Source organism: Saccharopolyspora sp. NPDC049426, from assembly GCF_040676935.1.
Lineage (GTDB): Bacteria > Actinomycetota > Actinomycetes > Mycobacteriales > Pseudonocardiaceae > Saccharopolyspora.
Window position 1 is genome coordinate 1 of sequence record NZ_JBFAPZ010000003.1, and the last position, 20,894, is coordinate 20,894.

Annotated in this window: 16 protein-coding genes; 8 read left to right on the forward strand and 8 right to left on the reverse strand. The window is 70.0% G+C overall.

Annotation, left to right across the window (positions count from 1 at the left end; genetic code table 11):
- Positions 1–540 precede the first annotated feature (540 nt).
- Positions 541–1,704 (forward strand): MFS transporter, encoded by a 1,164-nt coding sequence (locus tag AB0J78_RS06120; protein ID WP_363787551.1) that lies wholly within the window; start codon positions 541–543, stop codon positions 1,702–1,704.
- A gap of 142 nt (positions 1,705–1,846) precedes the next feature.
- Complete coding sequence (locus AB0J78_RS06125; RefSeq protein WP_363787552.1) at positions 1,847–3,109, forward strand: phosphodiester glycosidase family protein; 1,263 nt, start codon at positions 1,847–1,849, stop codon at positions 3,107–3,109.
- A gap of 79 nt (positions 3,110–3,188) precedes the next feature.
- Here the strand turns inward: AB0J78_RS06125 and dnaE are convergent, their stop codons facing one another.
- From dnaE to AB0J78_RS06140, 3 genes are all read right to left on the reverse strand, one after another.
- Positions 3,189–6,779 carry a DNA polymerase III subunit alpha gene (gene dnaE / locus AB0J78_RS06130; RefSeq protein ID WP_363787553.1) on the reverse strand — a complete coding sequence of 1,197 codons (3,591 nt, stop codon included), beginning with the start codon at positions 6,777–6,779 and terminating at the stop codon, positions 3,189–3,191.
- A 173-nt stretch (positions 6,780–6,952) separates the two neighbouring features.
- The gene (locus tag AB0J78_RS06135) at positions 6,953–7,408 is read right to left on the reverse strand and encodes an STAS domain-containing protein (RefSeq protein ID WP_363787555.1); all 456 of its coding nucleotides are present in this window, start codon (positions 7,406–7,408) and stop codon (positions 6,953–6,955) included.
- 145 nt (positions 7,409–7,553) lie between these two features.
- Complete coding sequence (locus AB0J78_RS06140) at positions 7,554–8,126, reverse strand: GNAT family N-acetyltransferase (RefSeq protein WP_363787557.1); 573 nt, start codon at positions 8,124–8,126, stop codon at positions 7,554–7,556.
- A 210-nt stretch (positions 8,127–8,336) separates the two neighbouring features.
- Here AB0J78_RS06140 and AB0J78_RS06145 point away from each other — a divergent pair, with 210 nt between their 5' ends.
- From AB0J78_RS06145 to AB0J78_RS06170, 6 genes are all read left to right on the forward strand, one after another.
- On the forward strand, positions 8,337–8,837 hold the full coding sequence (locus AB0J78_RS06145; protein ID WP_363787558.1) for a DUF5994 family protein: 501 nt from the start codon (positions 8,337–8,339) through the stop codon (positions 8,835–8,837).
- A gap of 128 nt (positions 8,838–8,965) precedes the next feature.
- Positions 8,966–10,159: a DUF418 domain-containing protein gene (locus tag AB0J78_RS06150; protein ID WP_363787560.1), complete on the forward strand. Its 1,194-nt coding sequence runs from the start codon at positions 8,966–8,968 to the stop codon at positions 10,157–10,159.
- Positions 10,160–10,353: 194 nt separating this feature from the next.
- Positions 10,354–11,685 (forward strand): aminotransferase class I/II-fold pyridoxal phosphate-dependent enzyme, encoded by a 1,332-nt coding sequence (locus AB0J78_RS06155; protein ID WP_363787561.1) that lies wholly within the window; start codon positions 10,354–10,356, stop codon positions 11,683–11,685.
- 99 nt (positions 11,686–11,784) lie between these two features.
- Entirely contained in the window at positions 11,785–12,672 is an 888-nt protein-coding gene (locus tag AB0J78_RS06160; RefSeq protein WP_363787562.1) for a dihydrodipicolinate synthase family protein, read from the forward strand.
- 17 nt (positions 12,673–12,689) lie between these two features.
- Positions 12,690–13,889: an MFS transporter gene (locus AB0J78_RS06165; protein WP_363787563.1), complete on the forward strand. Its 1,200-nt coding sequence runs from the start codon at positions 12,690–12,692 to the stop codon at positions 13,887–13,889.
- Positions 13,890–13,958: 69 nt separating this feature from the next.
- Positions 13,959–14,756, forward strand: coding sequence for an SAM-dependent methyltransferase (locus AB0J78_RS06170; protein ID WP_363787564.1), 798 nt, complete (start codon positions 13,959–13,961; stop codon positions 14,754–14,756).
- A gap of 60 nt (positions 14,757–14,816) precedes the next feature.
- On the opposite strand, the gene AB0J78_RS06175 is transcribed toward AB0J78_RS06170, so the two are convergent.
- The 5 genes from AB0J78_RS06175 to AB0J78_RS06195 all read right to left on the reverse strand — a co-directional run bounded on the left by AB0J78_RS06175 (position 14,817) and on the right by AB0J78_RS06195 (position 20,826).
- Complete coding sequence (locus AB0J78_RS06175; RefSeq protein WP_363788130.1) at positions 14,817–15,734, reverse strand: helix-turn-helix transcriptional regulator; 918 nt, start codon at positions 15,732–15,734, stop codon at positions 14,817–14,819.
- 174 nt (positions 15,735–15,908) lie between these two features.
- Positions 15,909–16,895, reverse strand: a complete 987-nt coding sequence (locus tag AB0J78_RS06180) for an aldo/keto reductase (protein WP_363787565.1) — start codon at positions 16,893–16,895, stop codon at positions 15,909–15,911.
- 14 nt (positions 16,896–16,909) lie between these two features.
- Complete coding sequence (locus AB0J78_RS06185) at positions 16,910–17,794, reverse strand: aldo/keto reductase (RefSeq protein ID WP_363787566.1); 885 nt, start codon at positions 17,792–17,794, stop codon at positions 16,910–16,912.
- A 114-nt stretch (positions 17,795–17,908) separates the two neighbouring features.
- Positions 17,909–18,838 carry an alpha/beta hydrolase gene (locus AB0J78_RS06190; protein ID WP_363787567.1) on the reverse strand — a complete coding sequence of 310 codons (930 nt, stop codon included), beginning with the start codon at positions 18,836–18,838 and terminating at the stop codon, positions 17,909–17,911.
- Between the two features lie 68 nt (positions 18,839–18,906).
- A complete protein-coding gene (locus tag AB0J78_RS06195) occupies positions 18,907–20,826 on the reverse strand; it encodes an FAD-dependent monooxygenase (RefSeq protein WP_363787568.1) in 1,920 nt (639 codons plus the stop codon).
- Between the last annotated feature and the right edge of the window lie 68 nt (positions 20,827–20,894).

Below are 20,894 nucleotides of genomic sequence, written 5' to 3' on the forward strand. Positions count from 1 at the left end.
TCATGCGCCGCCTGCTGCGCGACGTCGCCGAAAACCGCGAAGTCGGCGACGTCTCCACCCTCGCCGACTCCTCCGTCATGGACCTCATCTCCAAGAACCTCCACACAGGAGACTGACCCCGCCACCGGGGGTGGCCGGGCGGCCTTCGCCGCCCGGCCACCGGCTTTCTCGACCAGCCCGGCTCCTGGTCGTGGTTGAAGAACGCGGCGGAGCCGCAGTTTTCAGGTGTGGGGCTGAACTCGCACCGCCCTCCTCGTCGGTCGGTGCCGCGGGTGTGGAAGTTCCGACGTGCGCTGAGTTCTCGTATCGCGGACGACACGGCGTGCGCACCGCCGAGGACAGCTCGCCCCGTGGTCGAGGTAGCATTCCTGCGATGATGCTCGCGCGCATCGCAGGACCAGTCTCCGCGATGCTTGTCAACCACCCGAACGGCGCTGCGGCCGCGCGGGGCTTCGATGGCTGTTGTGCCGAGGGAACCGCAGCGATGAGCGAGCACCTTGACACCAGACCCGCGGCCCGAGCCGGCCGCCGCCTGCACCGATGATCAACGCGAACCGGCAGGTCTGGGCGCTGCTCGGCCACGCCGCCCTCACCCAGCTCATCACCTTCGTCCTGCGTCCCGCCACCACCTACCGGGCGCTCGAACTCGGCGTTCCGGCCTCGTGGCTCGGCGTGCTCTCCGGCAGCTTCGCACTCGTCCCGCTGGTGCTGGCGCTGCCGGCCGGGCACATCGTCGACCGGCTCGGCGAACGACGGGTGATGCTGGCCGGCAGCCTGCTGATGTGCGCCGCAGGCACGTTGCTGCTCGCGCTCGGCCACACCGTGCCCGGCCTCATCGCCGGCAGCGTCGTGCTCGGCACCGCGCACCTGGGCGCGATCGTCGGGCAGCAGGCGCTGGTGGCCAACAGCACCACCTCGGGCCGGATGGACTCCGCGTTCGGCTACTACACCTTCGCCGCCTCGCTCGGCCAGGCCGCCGGACCGCTGATGATCGTGGCCTTCGGCGGGACGAAGGCGATTCCGGACACCGCACCGATCTTCCAGGCGGGCATCGCCGTCGCGATCGCGCTGGTCGCCCTGACCTTCGCCATCGAGAGCACGCGGACCCAACGCGGCCCGGCCACCACCGAGAACGTCGGCGTGCGCCAACTGCTGCGGCTGCCGGGACTGGCCGGAGCGCTGCTGACGGCGTGCGCGGTGCTCGCCGCCGTCGACATCTCCCTGGTCTACCTGCCCGCGCTCGGAGCCGAACGCGGGATCGCCTCATCCCTGATCGGCACGCTGCTGGTGCTGCGCGCCGCCTCCTCGATGGCCTCGCGGTTCTTCCTCGGGCGGCTCTCGGAGGCGATCGGACGCCGCCGCCTGCTGATCCTGAGCATTTTCGGCGCCGCCGCGGGCATCAGCGTCACCGCCGCCCCCGCACCGGTGTGGCTGCTGCTCCTGGCGGTCACCGTCGCCGGTTTCGGACTCGGCGTCGGACAGCCGCTGACGATGTCCTGGCTCGCCGAGTCCGCCCCACCGGGTGCTCGCGGCCGCGCGATGTCGTTGCGGCTCACCGGAAACCGCGCGGGCCAGGTCATCATCCCCGGAGCCATCGGGATGGTCGCGGCCGGGCTCGGAGCGGCGGGCGTCCTCTGGGTCACCGCCGCCGGACTCGCCCTCACCGGCGTCCTCGCCCGCAACCTCCCGGTCAACCGCTCGTGACCGGCCCCAGATCAACCACCGGCTCCGGCCCTCGTCGATCCGCTGCGGCGGAGCGCGGTGCCACGCCCGCGTCATGAACACTTCACCGACTGGCCAACCGCAGGAACCCGAGAACGTTCCGCGGGCCGTCGAGCCTGGGCGCATGACCCCGACATCCCGACGCACGCGCCGCTCGCCCGCTCTCGCGGCGGGACTCGCGATCGCGGCCGTCCTCCCCTTCCTCCCGACGAGCAGCGCCGACGCCGAGAGCGACCGGCTCCCGCTCGGCGACCCCGATCTGGCGGAGACGCGATCGACGCGCGCGCTGGCCGAGGGCGTCGCACTGACGCGGATCGTCCGCGGAACCGAGCCCGCCCCGCCGGACCAGATCAACACCACCACCCGCGGCCCCTGGGTGGTCAACGTGCTCACCATCGATCCCACCAAGGCCCAGGGCCACGTCGAAGCGACCTACGGTCCCGATCTCGCGCCGGTCGAGAAGACCACCGACCTGGTGCGCCTCTCGGGCGCCGTGGCCGGGGTCAACGCCTCCTTCTTCACCTTCTCCGCGAATCCGCAGTACCCCGGTGACCCGGTCGGCCTGGGCGTCTACGGCGGGAAGCTGCTCAGCGAGCCGACCACCGCCGAGGCCGAGGCCGATCTGATCGTCGACAGCAACAGCGACCAGGTCCTCATGGGCCGGACCGCCTGGTCCGGGTCGGTGCGGAACCGGCAGACCGAGGCCACCATGCCGCTGGAACACCTCAACCACCCGCCGGTGGTCCCGTCCGAATGCGCCGAGCTGCCCGACCAGACGCAGTGCGCCCAGCCGGGAGACGTGGTCTGGTTCAATCCCGAGTTCGGCCCCACCCCGTCCGGGGCCGGCACCGAAGTCGTGCTGGACCAGCGCGGATGCGTCGTGCGCAGCTCCGCGACTCGCGGCACGACGCTCGCGGCCGACCAGACCTCGCTGCAGGCGACCGGGCAGGACACGGCAGCACTGCTGGCGATCACCGAGCGGGGCTGCCTCGAGAAGTCCTCGACCTTGACCGACGAGAACGGCGACCAGGTCGACCTGCGACCGGGCCTGTTCGGCGTCAACGGCCGCTACCGGCTGACGGCCGACGGCGAGGTGGTCGTGCCACCGGGGTCCGGTGACTTCTTCGCGCGCAACCCGCGCACCATCGCCGGAACCACCCCGGACGGCACGATCGTGCTGGCCACCATCGACGGCAGGCAGACAACCAGCGTCGGCACCACGATGGACGAGACCGCCGCCGTCGCCCAGGCGCTGGGCCTGACCGACGCGGTCAACCTCGACGGCGGCGGCTCGACCACCATGTCGGTCGACGGCGCCCTCGCCAACAAGCCCAGCGGCAGCGAAGAACGAGCCGTCGGCGACGCCCTCGTCTACGTCGAGGACTAGGACGCCGCGTGGAATCGCCCGTCCCCGTCGGACGGGCGATTCCACGCGATGAGTCCCGAGCGGCCAGAACCTCCGGCGGTCATCTCCCCGCGCGCTCGACCGCGATGCCGCGCACCGATTTGAGCTCCGAGACCAGCTCGGTGCACACGTTGACCGGCCACTGCGGCAGTTCCAGCCGCGTCTTGCCGAGGTGCACGTGCACGGGTGTGGTCCCCTTGTGCGCGGTCAACGTCTGCTTCAGCTCGCTGATCACCTCGGCGTTGAGCTTGCGGGAATCGGCCTTGAGCACCAGGGGCGGTTCGCTGCCGGGGTCGGTCTCGGCCGCGGTGATGTCGATCGGGACGGCGTCCGAGGCGAACACGCTGATCTCGCCCTCGCGCTCGTTGACCCGGCCCTTGACCGCCAGCGCGTTGTCCTCGACCAGGCAGTCGGCGAACATCTCGTAGGACTTCGGGAAGAACAGCACCTCGATGCTGGCTTCGAAGTCCTCCAGCGTGACGATCGCCCAGGGCTGACCGTTCTTGTTCAGCCGCCGCTGGATGCCGGAGATCATGCCGGCGATCTTGGGCTGCTGCTCCTTGCTGCCGTACCCGCTGGGCTCGCGTTCGCCGCCGACGAGCTCGGCGATGCTGGTGTCCTGGTACGGAGCCAGCAGCCTCTCGGCACCGTCGAGCGGGTGCGCGGAGACGTAGAGCCCCAGCATCTCGCGCTCGTAGGCCAGCAGCTGCTTGCGCGGCCACTCCTCGTCGGTGAACTGCAAGTGCGCCAACGGCGAGGTCTCCTCGCTGGGACCGGCGTCATCGCCCCCGAACAGGTCGAACTGCCCCATCGCCTGCTGGCGCTTGAGCCCAATCACCGCATCGACCCCGGCCTCGTGGTGGGCGTTGAGCGACATCCGGGTGTGGCGCAGCGAGTCGAACGCACCGGCCTTGATCAGCGACTCGATGACCCGCTTGTTGCACGCGGTGATCTCGATCTTGTCGAGGAAGTCGGAGAACGACGAGAACTTCCCCTTCTCCTCGCGGGAGGCGATGACCGATTCGACCACGTTGGCGCCGACGTTGCGGATCGCGCCCATGCCGAAGCGGATGCGCCCCTCGACCGCGGTGTGCTCGGTCATGGACTCGTTCACGTCCGGCGGCAGCACCTGGATGCTCATGCGCCGGCACTCCGACAGGTAGACGGCCGTCTTGTCCTTGTTGTTGCTGTTGGCGGTCAGCAACGCGGCCATGTACTCGGCCGGGTAGTGGGCCTTGAGGTAGGCGGTCCAGTAGGTCACCAGCCCGTAGGCGGCGGCGTGGGACTTGTTGAACGCGTACCCGGCGAAGGGCAGGACGGTCGCCCACAGCTGGTCGATCGCGGCCTTGGAGTAGCCGCGCTCCTTCATGCCGGCCTCGAACCGGGCGAACTGCTCGTCCATCACCTCCTTCTTCTTCTTGCCCATCGCGCGTCGGAGCAGGTCGGCTTGTCCGAGGGTGTACCCGGCGACCTTCTGGGCGATCGCCATGATCTGCTCCTGGTAGACGATCAGACCGTAGGTCTCGCCCAGGATGTCCTTCAGCGGCTCGTCGAGCTCCGGGTGGATCGGCTCGACCGGCTTCTTGCCGTTCTTGCGGTCGGCGTAGTCCAGGTGCGCGTTGACGTCCATCGGACCCGGCCGGTACAGCGCCACGCACGCGACGATGTCGCCGAACCGGGTGGGCTGCATGCGCTTGAGCAGCGACTGCATGCCGCCACCTTCGAGCTGGAACACTCCCAGGCTCTCGCCCCGCCCGAGCATCTCGTAGGTCGCGTCGTCATCCAGCGGGATGTCGAGGGGTTCGACCTCGACGGCGTGGTTGTTCTTCACCATCCGCACGGTGTCGTCGATCGTGGTCATGTTGACCAGGCCCAGAATATCGATCTTGAGCAGGCCGACGTCTTCGCACTGCGGGCCGTCCCAGCCGGTGATGATCTCGCCGTCGTCGCGCTTCCACAGCGGCAGCACGTCGAGCAGCGGCTCCCGCGAGATGATGTGCGCGCAGGCGTGCACGCCCGCGTTGCGGATCAGGCCCTCCAGTCCGCGGGCGGTGTCGAAGATCTTGCCGATCTGCGGATCGGTCTCGATCAGGGAGCGGACCTCGGCGGCTTCCGGGTAGCGCTCGTGGTCGGGGTCAACGATGCCCGACAGCGGGATGTCCTTGGCCGCGATCGGCGCGGGCAGCGCCTTGGAGAACTGGTCGGCCAGCTGGAAACCCGCCTGCCCCATGTGCACCCGGGCGGCGTCCTTGAACGCGGCCTTGGTCTTAATCGTGCCGTAGGTGATGACCTTGGCGAAGAACTCCTCGCCGTACTTCTCCTTGGCGTACTGGATGACCCGCTCGCGCTGACGCTCGTCGAAGTCGATGTCGATGTCGGGCGGCGAGTCGCGCTCGGGGTTGAGGAACCGCTCGAACAGCAGCCCGTGCTGGAGCGGATCGATGTCGATGATGTGCAGCACGTACGACAGCAGCGCGCCCGCAGCCGAACCACGGCCCGGCCCCACCCGGATCCCGTTGTTCTTGGCCCACCGGATCATGTCGCCGACCACCAGGAAGTAGGAGCTGTACCCCTTCTCGGTGATGACCTTGAGCTCCCATTCGAGCTGGTCGCGGTACTCCTGGGTGAAGCTGTCGCCGGAGAAGCGACTCGGGATGAACGACTCGACCTCGTCGCGCAGCATCTCCACGTCGGTGCGGCCGGCCTCGACCTTCGCCTGCGGCATCCGGTTGTGCGCGGCGAACGCCTCCTCGTAGCCCTCCACCATCTCGGTGATCAGCAGCGTGCTGTCGGCAGCGCCCGGGACCTCGGTGTCCCAGTACTCGCGCATCTCCTCCGAGCTCTTGATGTGGTAGCCGTCGCCGTTGAACTTGAACCGGTCGGTGTCGGCGATCATGGAGCGCGTCTGCAGGCACAGCAGCGCGTCGTGGTGCCCGGCCTGATCGGAGGTCACGTAGTGGCTGTCGTTGGTCGCCACCGTCCGCAGGTCCAGCTGCTGGGCGATGTCGAGCAGCTCACCGCGGATGTTGCGCTCCATCTGGATGCCGTGGTCCATGACCTCGATGAAGAACCGGTCGGCCCCGAAGATGTCCTTGTAGTCCGAGGCGGCCTGCAGCGCCTCCTGCTTCTGACCCAGCCGCAGCCGGGTGAGGATCTCCCCCGCCAGGCACCCGGAGGTGGCGATGATGCCCTCGGCGTGCTCGGCGATCAGCTCCTTGTCCATGCGCGGCTTGCGGAAGAACCCGTCCATGCTGGCCAGCGACGACAGCCGGAACAGGTTGCGCAGGCCGGTGGAGTTCTGAGCGAGCATCGTCATGTGCGTGTAGGCACCGGCGCCGGAGACGTCGCCGCTCTCGCCGTACTCGTCGACCTCCTTCTTCCCGGTGCGCGCACGCGCGCCCCAGAACACCGGCTTCTTGTGGAACCGGCTCTCCGGAGCGATGTAGGCCTCGATGCCGATGATCGGCGTCACCCCGGACTTGACGGCCTTGTTGTAGAAGGAGTGCGCGCCGTACATGTTGCCGTGGTCGGTCATCGCCACCGCGGGCTGTTCGAGCCGAGCGACCTCGGCGAACAGCGCATCGTGCTTGGCAGCACCGTCGAGCATCGAGAACTCGGTGTGCACGTGCAGGTGAACGAACTGATCAGACACGCGGGCGTCTCCGGCTGTGATTCGAGGACTGGACGGAGGAGAACTCTATCCGTCCAACGCGATGCTCCCTCGCATCACCACGCCTCGTGTTGCCATCCAGGCAGGACGCTCCTGACCAGGCAGTTCACGTATTTCCCCACGTCCGGGCGTGTTGCCCGCGTCACCGGGCCCGGCTAGGCGGTGAGCATCCGCGCCGGCGACGTGATCGCGGTGCAGGCCGCCAGGTGAGGTGCCCGGTCCAGGGCGAGCTCGGGGCTGCCGGCGCGCACGGCGCGCTCGACCGCCGGTTGACCGGCGATGAGGACGATCCGCAACCCTCGATGCGGGGCGTAGGTGTTCGCCGCGGAGAGCAACTCCAGCCCGGCGACGCCGAGGAAGGTGACCGCCGTGAAGTCGAGGACGATCGAGGTGTGCTCGACGAGCAGCGCGGGCCAGAGCAGACCCGCCAGCTCGGCGACGTTGCTGGAATCGATGTCGCCCGCTGCGGTCAGCACGGTCAGATCGGCACGCGGGCGGGCTAGCTGCACGCGCAGTCCAGGTGGTCCGGACACCTCGGTGGCCGGTGCAGTGCGTCGTTCGTCGAAGGTGACCAGCGCTGCGTCCTGGACGCGGGTTCGTGCTGCGGTCATGTGCTGCTCCCGGAGTTCGCGGAACCGGCAGGCAGGCGTGATCGTGGAGGCGAATCGACGAGGGGAGCAACCGCGAAAACACCGACACCGCGTCGCCTGAAACGGTGAGCCTTCTGCTCAACCAGCTAGGCCAATGCTACTCCGCTCATTCGGGTTCGAAACCCGGTGGAAGCGCACCCGGTCCCATCTTGCCGAGTTCAGCGGGCCGCAGCCGGTACAGCTGCATCGGCTGCCCGAAGTACTTGCCGGTCTCGCCCACCCACTCCATGCCGTTGCGGCGGATCGTCGACACCGCACGGGTGTTCTCCGGCCGCACGACGGCGTAGAGCTCATCGGCGTCGTTGCTGAACGCCCACCGCGCCATCGCGTAGGTCGCCTCGCTGGCGTAGCCCTGCCCCCACGCCTCGGGATGCAGCTGCCACCCGATTTCGAGGTCCTCGCCGCCCGGCGGCAGCGGCAGCAGCGTCCCACCACCGATCACCGCGGAATCCTCGCGTCGCTCAACGCACCACCGCCCGGTGGGAGGTTCGGCCCGCAGGTCCTCGACGATCCACTGCCGCAGCAGCACCCGCATCGCCGCCAGGTCCGGGACCCGGTCCATGATCGGGCTCAGCCAGCGGGCGACATCGGCGTGCCCGAGGACCTCGAAGGCCGCGGGCACGTCCTCCATCTCCCAGCTCCGCAGGATCAACCGGTCCGTGACCAGGCGTTCAGCCATGTGGCCAGCCTAGCGGCGGGCCCGTCAGCCGGAAGGGACATCAGTCCTGCCACGGCGCACCCGTCGAGCCGGGCATCGAAGCCGCCCACGCCCTGATCAAGGACTTCCGGCGTAGGCTGAGATCAACGAGGTTCTCGGCAACGTGAGCGCTCCAGCCCGCAGTCCCGGGGGTCAGCACCGGTCGTCGACCGACCGGGAAGGAGTTCCGCCATGGGACCCGACCAGCGTCCGGGAAGCGCCGCACGCCTCACCCTCAAGCCCGCGACCGGCTCGCGGGGATTCGTCGACGGCGCCTGGTGGCCACGTTCGACGGACCCGGCGACGGAGTTCACGTCGCTGCTCACCGCGCTCACCGCCACCTCGGGACCGATGACCCGGCTCGCCTACAACCTGACCGCGTGGAACCCGGCCCCCAGGAAGCTCCGCGTCCAGGGACACCAGGTGCGCCTCGAAGGCTTCCGCACGCTCGACCGGCGCACGGTCAGCCTGACGGACCCGAGCGGGCACCACCTGGTCCTGCTGCTCATCCCGCCGACACGACCGAACCCCGCGGGAACGCGGCCCTGGCGAGGGCGGCCGAGCGCAACAGCATCGCCTCCCCCGCCGAGCTGCTGGCCGATGATCCGACCTCGTCGGAAGAGTCGTCGGAAGCAGTTTGGGAGAGCGAAGGAGGCCACCTGCTCCCGAGCTGACAGACTTCTGTCCACATGAGACGCCGTTGGCTGAGTCGCCGCTCCTGCGTCGTCCAGGAGTAGTAGTGCGGAGCTGTCCCAAAGTGCTAGTTGATCGGGCCTCGCGGCCGATCCGCGGACCCGACCGCGACTGCGACTGTCTTGCACGTGAATTCGACGACGCAGATCATCACCAGCGAACACGACCCTCCGAAGCGGGCGCACCAGGTCAGGCTGGTCGGCCTGGACGTGGCGCGGGGGCTCGCGGTGTTCGGCATGTTCGCCGCGCACGTCATGCCACCCACCGCCTGGCCGTCCGCACTCGCGGCCGGCCGCGCGGCGGCACTGTTCGCGGTGCTCGCCGGGGTGTCGATCTCGCTGCTCAGCGGCGGATCTCAGCCCTTCGACGGGTCCCGGATGCGCGGTGCCAGGGTGCGCATCGCCGTCCGCGCGGTCCTGCTGTTCCTGCTCGGCGTCGCCCTGACCACGCTTCAGGTGCCCGCGATGGTGATCCTGGCGTTCTACGGGGTGCTGTTCCTGCTCTCGATCCCGCTGCTGCGGCTGCGCGCCGGTGCCCTGGCGATCCTGGCCGCGGTGCTGGCGATCGGCGCACCGCTGCTGTCGTTCGCGCTGCGGAGCGGGATCGACACCAACCAGCTCGGATACGCCCCGAGCTTCGGCGACTTCGGTTCGGCGGAAGGACTGTGGACCGTCGTCCACGGCCTGCTGCTCACCGGTGCGTACCCGGTGCTGACCTGGCTGCCGTTCCTGCTCATCGGCATGACGTTGGGCAAGCTCGACCTCCTCGCGGTGCGCGGCAAGCTGATCGCCTCGGGCGTGGGCCTGGGGGTGCTCGGCTACGGCGGCTCGTGGGTAGCGATGAACCTCTTCGGTGGTGAGGAGAGGCTGCTGTCGACGCTTCCTGACGGGCTCCCGCCGGAGATCCTCGACGCGGTCATGTCGTCCAGCCTGGGGACGGCGCCGACCACGTCCGCCGTCTGGTTGCTCACCGCCTCCGCGCACAGCGGCACCCCGTTCGAGATCATCGGTGCCGGTGGCGTGGCCATCGCGGTGATCGGGCTGTGCCTGTTCGGTCAGCGACTGCGCGGGTTGCTGCTGCCGATCTCCTCGGTCGGGGCGCTCGCGCTGACCGCCTACGCCGGGCACCTGCTCGCCCTGAAGGCGTTCGGAGCCGAACAGCTGGGACGAATGAGCGTCGAGAACCCCTACGCCCCCTGGCTGGCGCTGGTCGCCGCGACCGTGCTGATCACGACCGCCTGGCGGGCGCTGCTGCACCGCGGCCCCCTCGAATGGGCGCTCCACCACGCCTCCACCGCCCCAGCCCGCTTGATCGCGCGCTGACATCACGAACACCGGCCGGGGCGCGGGAACCACCTTCCGCGCCCCGGCCGGTGGCGCGGCGAACCCGCCTGACCATGATTGATTTCATTCATCACTGAAGCGACAGCTGTGGCAAATTGGACCGAGGAGAGACCTTCCGTGAGCCATACCACTCGCAATCGATTTTATGTCCTAGGACATTTAACGTCGTCGGAGTGGCGCGCAGAGAGCATCCCGAGGCGATCGCCGGGTCCAGCGCTGCGGAGATCGTCGAGTCGATCCGCAGGCTGATCAACTCCGGCGGTCTGGCGAAAGGTGCCGCACTGCCGCCGATCCGCGGGCTCGCCGCCGACCTGGGGGTCAACCGCAACACGGTCGCGGCCGCCTACGCGCAGCTGGCCGCGGCGGGGCTGGTCGAGACGCGGCGTCGCGGGGGAACCGTCGTGCTCGGAGTTCCCGCGCTGGACGGCGAGGGGCGCGGCGCCGCTCGTGAGCTGGTCAACCTCTCCGACGGCAACCCGGGGATCGAGCTGCTGCCCGATCCCCGGACGGCCTTCGGGTCCGGGTACGTGCCGGCGTTGTACGGACATCCGCCGATCAACGAGCGCCTGGCGGCGTGGGCCGACTCCGAGATGGCCCCCGAGGTCGGGGCCGTTCCGCGCGGGCTCGTGCTCACCCACGGCGCGGCCGATGCGGTGGAGCGCCTGCTCGGCGCGCACCTCACCCGCGGTGATGCGGTGGCGGTCGAGGATCCGTGCTTCCTGTCGAGCATCGGCACGATGCGGCTGAACGGCTACCGGAGCGTGCCGGTGGCCGTGGACGCGGACGGGATGACGCCGGAGGGGCTGTCCCGTGCGCTGGAGGTCGGCGTTCGGGCGGTCGTGTGCACACCGCGGGCGCACAACCCGACCGGCGCGAGCCTCACCGGCGAACGCGCCGAGGAGCTGCGAGAACTGCTGTCCCGGCACCCGGAGGTGCTGGTCATCGAAGACGACCACTTCTCGGCGATCTCGGCCCGGCCCTACCACCGCATCACCCCGGCGAGCGCGCCGCGCTGGGCGCTGGTGCGGTCGATGTCGAAGTTCCTCGGACCAGACCTGCGACTGGCGTTCGTGCTGTCCGATGAGGACAGCACGGCCCAGTTGAGCGCACGGCTGAGCTCGACGGCGGGCTGGATCAGCCACGCCCTGCAGCACATCGTGGCGACGATGCTGCACGACGAGGAGACCGCGCGGCTGCTGCGGCACGCCCGCGACACCTACGCCCAGCGCCTGCGCTCGCTGACCGGTGCGCTGCACGATTACGGCATCCACCTGCCACCGGACCGCGACGGGCTCAACGCCTGGATTCCGGTGGGGCGACGGGAAAAGCGGCTGATCGACGCGCTGGCCGCCCGCGGCTGGGCGGTGCGCGGCGGTTCCGACTTCTCGGTCACCGAGCGCGGCGCGGGAGCGCTGCGGGTGACCACCGCGAACATCAGCCCGCAGCAGGCTCAGGCGTTCGCCGCCGACCTCGCCGCGGTCCTGCACTCGAAGAAGGGAACCTGAATGTCCGCTCCGGACGAGCACGCTCCCGTCCTACGCCACCGACACCTGCTTCGCGCAGCGCTCCCCACCGCGCTGCCGGCCTGACCTTCGGGAGGATTCATGTTCACCGGCCTCAGCGCGTTCCCGCTCACGCCCATCACCGAGCGCGGCATCGACGAGGAGTCGTTCGCCGGGCTCGTCGAGCGGCTCGCCGCTGCGCGCGTCGATTCGATCACCGCGCTCGGCTCGACCGGCTCGTACCCGTACCTGGACCGCGCCGAGCGCGCCCGCGCGGCGCGACTGGCCGTCGACCACGCGGGAACGACCCCGGTGATCGTCGGCATCGGCTCGCTGCGCACCCGCGACGTCCTCGAACTCGCCGAGGACGCCCAAGAGGCGGGCGCTTCGGGCGTGCTGCTGGCGCCGGTGTCCTACCAAGCGCTCACCGAGGACGAGGTGTTCGGCCTCTACGAGGACGTCACCGCCGAGCTCTCGGTTCCGCTGGTGGTCTACGACAACCCCGGGACCACGCACTTCACCTTCACCGACGCCCTCTACGCCCGCATCGCCGAGCTCCCCCACGTCGCCTCCATCAAGATCCCCGGGGTGCCCACCGACCCCGGAGCAGCCGAGCAACGCGTCTCCGCGCTCCGCACGTCGCTGCCGTCGGTGACGGTCGGTGTCAGCGGGGATCCGCTGGCCGCAACCGGTCTCAACGCCGGGTGCCACGCCTGGTACTCCGTCGTGGCCGGGACTCTGCCCGAACCCGCCCTGGCGATCACCCGCGCGGCCGAGGCCGGTGACGCGGCCTCGGCCGCCGCGGAGTCCCAACGGCTGCAACCGCTGTGGGAGCTGTTCGGCCGCCACGGCAGCCTCCGCGTGGTCTCCGCGATCGCCGAAATCCTCGGTCTCGTGGACCATCCCAACCTGCCGCGACCGCTGCGCGAACTGCCCGACGACGATCGCGCCGCGGTCGCCCGAGTCGTCCAGCGACTCGAACTTCGCTGAGGGTGGTTCGGGAGGTGATGACCGAGGAGAGCACGACCACGCGAACCCGCAGCGGCGCCCTGCTGCGGTACGTCCTGGCCGCGACCCTGGCGCGCACGGCCGACGGTGGCGCGGTCGTGGCCATCGTCCTGCTCGTCACCACCAGCGGAGATCCGGGCTGGCTGGCCGGTGCGCTCGGCGCCTGCATCACCGCACCGCACCTGCTCGGCCCCTTCGTGGCCCGCAGCCTCGACACGGCACGAGACGGACGCCGCGTGATCGCGCTGGCGAGCGTGGTCCACGGCGCCACGCTCGCCGCGGCCGTCCTGCTCTACCCCGTGGCGCACGCGCTCGTGCCCGCGGTGCTGCTCATCGCCTCCGGTCTGCTCGGCCCGCTGCTGACCGGAGGCATCAGCAGCCGGTTGCCCGCCATCGCCGGTCCCAGCCGCACCAGCCAGCGCCGGGCGCAAGGATGGGACGTCGCCACCTACGGCATCGGCGGCACGGTCGGGCCGAGCGTCGTGGCAGCGGTCTCCGCCTGGGCCTCACCGCTGACCGCAGCTCTCGTGCTGGCCGCGGGCACCTGCCTCGCCGCGGCTTTCGTGATGCTGCTGCCGCCCTCACCACCGGCGGCCGACGCCCGCGACGTGCCGCGTCCGGCGCGCACGCTCGCGGTGATGCTGTCCACCGGCCCGCTGCGCCGGACGCTCTACCTGACCATGATCGTCGCGTTCAGCGTGGCCGCCCTGCCGATCACCGCGGTCGCGAGCACGGGTCTGCTCGGCACCGACGCCGCAGCCGCCGGAATGCTCACCGCCGCCTACGGTCTGGGCAACCTCGCCGGATCCATCGGAGTCATGGCCCGCCCGCTCGAAGGCAACGCCGACCGGCTCATGACACGGCTGGCCGCCGTCGTGGCCGTCACCCTCGTCGCGGTCGTCCTCGCCCCCTCCTTCAGCCTCGCCACCGCCGCCTACGCGACCGCCGGCATCGCCAACGGCTACTTCTTCGCCTCGACCCTCGCAGCCCGCAACGAGTACGCCCCTCCCGAAATGCGCGGTCAGGTCTTCGTCTGGACCGGCGCGCTCAAGATCACCGCCGGCTCCGCGGGCACAGCGCTCGCCGGGACCATCATCGGCCCCGCCGTCCACCTGCCCCTCGCGCTCGCCATCGCACTGACCACCGCAGCGGCCCTGGCCTCGACGACCGAGCGCCGACGCGCACGATCGATCCGGTAACCCTGGATGCCTCGGTCACCGACGTGGCATACTCCGCTCCCCGCTGGGAACCGATCGAGGAGAGACGCGGTGGAGGAAGTTCCGAGTTGGGTTCCTTCGCAGATCGACTGGAACCAGCCGAGCGTGGCGCGGATCTACGACTACGCCCTCGGCGGAGCGCACAACTTCGAATCCGACCGACGGGCCCAGAGCGCTGCGCTCGAAGTCTTCCCGTACCTCAGCGACGCGGCCAGGGCCAACCGCGCGTTCCTGCACCGCGCGCTGCGGTTCTGCCTCGACCAGGGCATCCGGCAGTTCCTGGACCTCGGCTCCGGAATCCCCACGGTCGGCAACGTGCACGAGGTCGTCCAGGAGGTCGATCCCGAATCCCGCGTCGTCTACGTCGACCACGATCCCGTCGCCGTGGCGCACGCCCGCAGCATGCTCACCGCCAACCCGCGCGTCGTCATCCTCAGCGAGGACATCCGCGCACCGCACAAGATCCTCGAACACCCGGACACGCTGCGGCTCATCGACTTCCAGCAGCCCACGGCCCTGCTGATGGTCGGCATGCTCCACTACGTCAACGACGCGGCCGCACCCCAACGCCTCCTGCGCGACTACCAGGCCCCCATGGCACCCGGCTCGTACCTGATCGCCTCGCACCTCACCAGCGACCTGCCCGAGATGCGAGCCGCGGCCCCGTTCTTCGACGACAGCCGGAACCCGATGACGCTCCGCAGCAGAACCGAGATCGAGAGCCTGCTCGCCGACTTCGACCTCATCGACCCGGGCGTCGTCTACACCGTCGAGTGGCGCCCCGAGACCCCGCCGGGCGACCACCCGGAACGCTCCGCCTGCTACGCCGCAGTAGCCCGCCCACGGTGACAAGCGCACAGGAGTCCCCACCCAGGTGACGATTCGACGTTCGGCCGCTCGGCGCTCCCGTCAGCTCTTGTCGGTTTCGGCTGGGTCGAGGTCGGCGTGGTCCTGGGTGGCGGCCCAGCTGGCGAGCAGCTTCAACGCATCCGCGGTCGGGCTGTCGGCCGGTGCCGTGTAGATGTTGAGCGTCAGACCCGGTTCCGAGGGCAGTTCCATCGACTCGTAGTCCAGGTCGAGCTGACCCACCACCGGATGGCGCAGGCGCTTGCGGCCGCTGCGGTGCAGCTGCACGTCGTGCGAGGCCCACCGCTCGCGGAACAGCTCGCTCTGCGTCGACAACTCCCCCACCAACTCGATCAGCGCGCGGTCGTGGGGATTGCGACCCGCCTGCAAGCGCAGCATCGCCGCGGCGTCGTTGGCGATCTTGTCGAAGTCCACGAAAAAGTCCCGGGCGGCCGGATCGAGGTAGACGAACCGCGTGGTGTTCGCCGGCCGCCGGGGATCGGCCAGCACCGGCGCGTACAGCGCACGAGCGAGGTCGTTCATCGCCACCACGTCGTGGCGGTCGTTGCGCACCCACGCCGGAGCGTCACTGATCGCATCGAGGACCTGCTGCACGGTCGCACGCACGCTGGTCGGCACGCTGGTGCGCCGACGACGACCAGGCCCCGCCGCACGAGCCAAGGCGAACAGGTGCTCTCGCTCTGCTTCGTCCAGCTGAAGCGCCCGTGCCACGTTGTCCAGCACGCTCTCGGACGCACCGGCCAGGCTGCCGCGCTCCATCCGGACGTAGTAGTCCACCGAGATGCCCGCGAGCATGGCGACCTCCTCGCGGCGCAGGCCCTTGACCCGCCGATTTCCGCCGTAGGCCGGGAGTCCTGCTTTCTCCGGTGTGATGCGTGCCCGCCGCGAGCTGAGGAACTCGCGGACCTCCGTCCGGTGGTCGGTCTTGCCCATGCACCCAACGTAAGCCGCTCGCCGCAGCACAGCCAGGTACTGGCATTACCCGGTGCGCTGCCCGGCACGAGGCGCCGTGAGGCATGGTGTGGCAGCTACCGCTTCCGATCGCGACGGAAGCCCGCTGAAGGCGATTGCGCTTCAACGGGCTTCCTCACCATCACGTGAGCGCCGAGCGGGTGCTCGACGCACCCGCGCAGGTCAGAGACCGACCATGGACATGCCCACCGGGTTGTAGCGGTCACCCCTGACCCCGGTCCGCGCGGCCAGGGCGTCGAGGTCGGCGACCTCATCGGCCGACAGGGCGACCCGAGTGGAACCGGCGTTCTCGTCGATGCGGCCGGGCCGGCGCGTACCGGGGATCGGGACGATCCACGGCTGCTGAGCCAGCAACCAACCCAGAGCGATCTGACCTGGGGTGACGCCCTTGTCCTCGGCGAGCCTCCGGACCTGGTCGACCAGCGTCTGGTTGGCGTCGAGGTTGTCGGCGTCGAAGCGCGGGATGGTGTTGCGGATGTCGCCCTCGGCGAACTCCGAGGTGCTGACCGTGCCGGTCAGGAAGCCCTTGCCGAGCGGGCTGAACGGCACGAAACCGATGCCCAGCTCCGCGCAGGCGGGCAGCACCTCCGGCTCGGGATCGCGGGTCCACAGCGAGTACTCGCTCTGCACCGCCGTCACCGGGTGCACCGCGTGTGCGCGGCGGATCGTGCCCGCACCGGCCTCCGACAGCCCGAAGTGCCGGACCTTCCCCGCCTCGACCAGCTCGGCCACCGTCCCGGCGACGTCCTCGATCGGCACGTCCGGGTCCACCCGGTGCTGGTAGAACAGGTCGATCACGTCGATGCCCAGCCGCCCCAGCGACTCGTCGGCGACCCGGCGGATCTGCTCGGGCCGGGAGTTCGTGCCGACCATCTTCCCGTCCTGGATGTCCCAGCCGAACTTGGTGGCGATCACGACCCGGTCCCGCAGCGGCCGCAGCGCCTCGCCGACGAGCTCCTCGTTGACGTAGGGCCCGTAGACCTCGGCGGTGTCGAAGAAGTCGATGCCCGCTTCCTCGACGGCGTAGCGGATCACCCCGATCATGTCGTCGCGGTCACCCGGGTTGGGGCCGTAGCTCTGGGACATGCCCATGCAGCCCAGCCCGATCGCCGAGACCTCCAGCCCCTGGCCAAGCGTGCGCTTGTGCATCGTGCGGCTCCTCCTCATGCTTCCGGGATCTCGATGCCGAATTTCTCGCGGGTGATCTCCTCCGGCTCCGGTCCACCCCGGATTCCGGTGTCCATACCGTCGATCGCGGCGAGTTGTTCAGCCGTGAGCTCGAAGTCGAAGACCTGGAAGTTCTCCGCGATGCGCGCTGGCGTGACCGACTTCGGAATCACCTGGCGGCCCTGCTGCAGGTGCCAGCGCAGCATCACCTGCGCCGGGGTCTTGCCGTGCCCCTCGGCGATCTCGCCGATCACCGGATCCTCCAACGTGGACCCATGGGAACCGTCGCGGTAGAAGGTGATCCCGCCGATCGGGGACCAAGCCTGGTTGAGGATGCCCCGTTCGGCGTCGTAAGCCAGCAGCTCGGACTGGCGGAAGTACGGGTGCACCTCGATCTGGTTCACCGCAGGCACCACGCTGGTCTCGCTCAGCAGCCGGTCCAGGTGTCCGGGCATGAAGTTCGAGACGCCGATCGCCCGGACCTTGCCGTCGGCGTGGAGCTTCTCCAGCGCCCGGTAGGCCTGGATCGTCAGGTCGAACTCACCGGGCAACGCCTGGTGCAGGATCAGCAGGTCCAGCTGCTCGACACCGAGCTTGTCGATCGCCTTGTCGAAGGCGTGCAACGCCGCGTCGTAACCGTAATCGGTGATCCAGACCTTGGTCTCCAGGAACACCTCGTCGCGGGAGAGACCCGAACGACGAACCGCCTCACCGACCTCGCGCTCGTTGCCGTACGCCGCAGCGGTGTCGACGTGCCGGTAACCGACCCGCAACGCCTCCTCGACGGCCGCGGTCGTCTCCTCCGGCGCCGACTGGAAAACGCCGAACCCGACCGACGGCATCACCACATCGTTGTTCAGCCTGAACGTCGAAATCGTCATGCCCTCGACGCTAAGCCCGCCGCGACCGGCCTGGGAGTGTCCACTGAGCCAGGTACTCCCAGTCCCCCCGATCCGATGAAATCTTCACGGTCGTTTCGTCCGGTCGACGTGGCGTCATGGGGCCGGGTGCAGAGCGCGGCGGAGCGCGTCGCGGGTTTCGGTGACTTGGCGCTGGGACACCGCCGCGCCCGTGAGCACCGTCGAGCGGTGGAAGGTGCCGGGGAACAGGTGCAGTTCGACGGACACGCCCGCGCGCAGCAGGCCGGAGGCGTAGGTCAAGCCCTCGTCGCGCAGCGGATCGTTCTCGTACACCGACACGTAGGCCGCGGGCAGGCCGGACAGGTCGTCCGCTCGGGCCGGGGCGGCGTACGCGGGGACGTCCCCGTCCCAGCCGCGCAGGTAGTGCCGCCAGCTCAGCACCGCGTCGTCGTGGTTCCACAGCGGTGTCGCGTCGAACGTGCGTGCCGAGAACGTCTCGACGCGATCGTCGACCTCCGGGGCGTCGAGCACCTGGAAGCGCACCGGCGGGCCGCCCCGGTCCCGGACCAGCATCGTCAGGGCGGCGGCGAGCCCGCCACCCGCGCTCATGCCGTACACCCCGATGCGCGCGGCGTCCACGCCCAGCGGCTCGGACTCCGACGCGAGCCAGCCGAGCGCGGCCTCGCAGTCCCGCAACGCCGCCGGGTACGGATGCTCGGGGGCCAGGCGGTAGTCGACGGCGACGACGACCGCGGGCAGGTGCGCGCACAGGTCCACCGCCTGCGCGGTGAGGGAATCCACGCCTCCCATCACGAACCCGCCCCCGTGCAGCAGGAGCACGGCGGGCAGCGGGCCGGGCGCATCGGACGGGCGGAAGACCCGGACCGGCACCGGCACACCCTCGGCACCCGCAACCTCGTGGTCGGTCGTGGTGACCTCGCCGGGCACCTCCTGCTGAACGTTCGCGGCCAGCTCCGCCATCCGCGCCCCAGCGCCGTCGAGGTCGTGGATGTGCAGGTCAGGCAACGCGGGCACGGCAGCGGCCAGTTCGGGATCGAGATGCACGGTGCGCCCCCCAGGTGCGGGATGACGCCACGGTCCCACCCAACCAGCCCGACCCGCCACCGCTCGCTCTAGCTCCCGCCGGAGAGGGCCGCGGACGTCGCGACCTCGACGAGGACTCCGCCGAGGAAGTCGACCAGTTCCTGGTGGGCGTCGAGCGGGAGGACGTGGGCCACGTACTGGTCAGGACGGACGACCACGAGAGCGCCGCGTTCCCTGTCCAGACCGCGCAGGTCGAAGACGTCGGTGGCCGGGTCGGGGCAGAAGACCTTCTCGTAGTCGACGAGCCTGAACGGTCCCTTGCGCGGCAGGAGGACCGGCGGCAGGTCGTCGACTGCGATGTCGCGATGTCCCTGCTGCAGCACCGCCCGGACGTCGATCACCGAGTCGGGGTCGGCACCGGGTGGGGTGAACCGGGCGATCGGCGATCCTCCGGAGGCCAGGAACCGGGCCAGATCCCGCAGCCGTGAGTCGGCACTTCCCGGGTGAGCGCGGTCGGCGAAGGCGTAGAGGCGCCAGGCGCCGTCGGCGCGGGCCGCGTGCCCGAGGTGCACCGGCTTGGCGTCGGCCAGGCGGATCACCGGAGCCGAGTGGAACCGCATTCCCAGCGGGAACCCCTCCGCCAGACCCTGATGAGGTGATGCCGCGGTGAGCGGGGAAGGCTGGTAGCGCACGGCGACCCCGGCGGTGAACCGGCCCTGCTCGCGGAAGTAGTGCTGGAACTTCTCCGGATCCGCACCGCCCTCGTCGCCGTCCGAGCGGGCGCTGAACAGGGCCGCGAACTCGCGGTCGAAGTCGATGAGCTGCTGGGCGACGGCCTGCCGCTCCTCTGAGTAGGTGCGCAGCAGCTCGGGCCGGGACGTGCCGCGTAGCACCGCGCCCAGCTTCCACCCGAGGTTCCATGCGTCGGCCATCGAGACGTTCATGCCCTGCCCGGCCTTCGCGCTGTGGGTGTGGCAGGCATCGCCGGCGATGAACACCCTCGGCTCACGCGCCTCGTCCGCGTCGTCGAAGCGGTCGCAGAGGCGCTGGCCGATCTCGTAGACCGCCCACCAGCCGACGTGCTTCACGTCGATCGAGTAGGGGTGCAGGATGCGGTTCGCGACCGCGGCGAGCTTCTCCGGCGTCGCGCTGCGGTCGCGCAGCATCTCGCCGTCGCGGTCGTTGTCGAGCTCGATGTAGAGCCGCACCAGATAACCGCCCTCGCGCGGGATGATCAGGATGCTGCCCTGCTCGGAGTGGATGGCCGACTTGAGCCGGATGTCGGGGAAATCGGTGACGGCCAGGATGTCCAGCACACCCCACGAGCTGTTGGTCGCGTCCCCCTCCAGGCGGCGTCCGATGGCTTCCCGGGTGCCGCTGCGCGAACCGTCGCAGCCCACCACGTACTTGGCCCGGATCGTCGAGGTCTCGCTTGTGGGCTCGAAGTTCTCGACGTGCTGCAGCGTGACCGCGACCGGGTGCTCGCCATCGGTGTCGACCTGGACGTCGGTGGCGTGCAACCCGTAGTACGGCTCGGCTCGGCTGGCCGAGCGGCGCATGTGGTCGCGCAGGTAGGCCAGCATCCGGGCCTGGTTGACGATCATGTGGGGCATCTCCGAGATGCCCTCCTCCACGTCGTCGACGCGCCCGGCGCGCACGATCGCGCCGCTGCCCTCGGGGTCCGACCGCCAGAAGCTCACCTCGTTGACCTGGTAGCCCTCGTGGATGAGCTGGTCGGCCAGGCCGAACGCCTCGAACATCTCCACGGTGCGGCAGGCGACCCCGTCGGCCTGGCCGACTTCCAGCGGTCCGTCTCGCCGGTCGACGATCACCGTGCGCAGCTCCGGGAACTGCGCGAGCTGGGCCGCCAGGACCAGTCCGGCCGGACCGCACCCGATGATCACCACGTCAGCGGTGTCCGGCAGCCCGGGAGGCCGCTCCGCTACAGATGGGTGGGGCTCGTCCACGAACGGGTCGCCGGGCTTGTAACCGTCAAGGTAGAACTGCACTGGTCTGAACTCCTCTTCGCGTCGAACTCCGCGGGCCTGGGGCGCCCGCTGAGCTCCGCCCGGACACC

What these genes read in the sequence shown, in the direction of transcription:
- AB0J78_RS06160 (WP_363787562.1), top strand. Translation starts at nt 11,785, where the DNA reads ATGTTCACCGGCCTCAGCGCGTTCCCGCTCACGCCCATCACCGAGCGC.
- AB0J78_RS06165 (WP_363787563.1), top strand. Translation starts at nt 12,690, where the DNA reads ATGACCGAGGAGAGCACGACCACGCGAACCCGCAGCGGCGCCCTGCTG.
- AB0J78_RS06185 (WP_363787566.1), bottom strand. Translation starts at nt 17,794, where the DNA reads ATGACGATTTCGACGTTCAGGCTGAACAACGATGTGGTGATGCCGTCG.
- AB0J78_RS06125 (WP_363787552.1), top strand. Translation starts at nt 1,847, where the DNA reads ATGACCCCGACATCCCGACGCACGCGCCGCTCGCCCGCTCTCGCGGCG.
- AB0J78_RS06140 (WP_363787557.1), bottom strand. Translation starts at nt 8,126, where the DNA reads ATGGCTGAACGCCTGGTCACGGACCGGTTGATCCTGCGGAGCTGGGAG.
- AB0J78_RS06180 (WP_363787565.1), bottom strand. Translation starts at nt 16,895, where the DNA reads ATGCACAAGCGCACGCTTGGCCAGGGGCTGGAGGTCTCGGCGATCGGG.
- AB0J78_RS06135 (WP_363787555.1), bottom strand. Translation starts at nt 7,408, where the DNA reads ATGACCGCAGCACGAACCCGCGTCCAGGACGCAGCGCTGGTCACCTTC.
- AB0J78_RS06145 (WP_363787558.1), top strand. Translation starts at nt 8,337, where the DNA reads ATGGGACCCGACCAGCGTCCGGGAAGCGCCGCACGCCTCACCCTCAAG.
- AB0J78_RS06120 (WP_363787551.1), top strand. Translation starts at nt 541, where the DNA reads ATGATCAACGCGAACCGGCAGGTCTGGGCGCTGCTCGGCCACGCCGCC.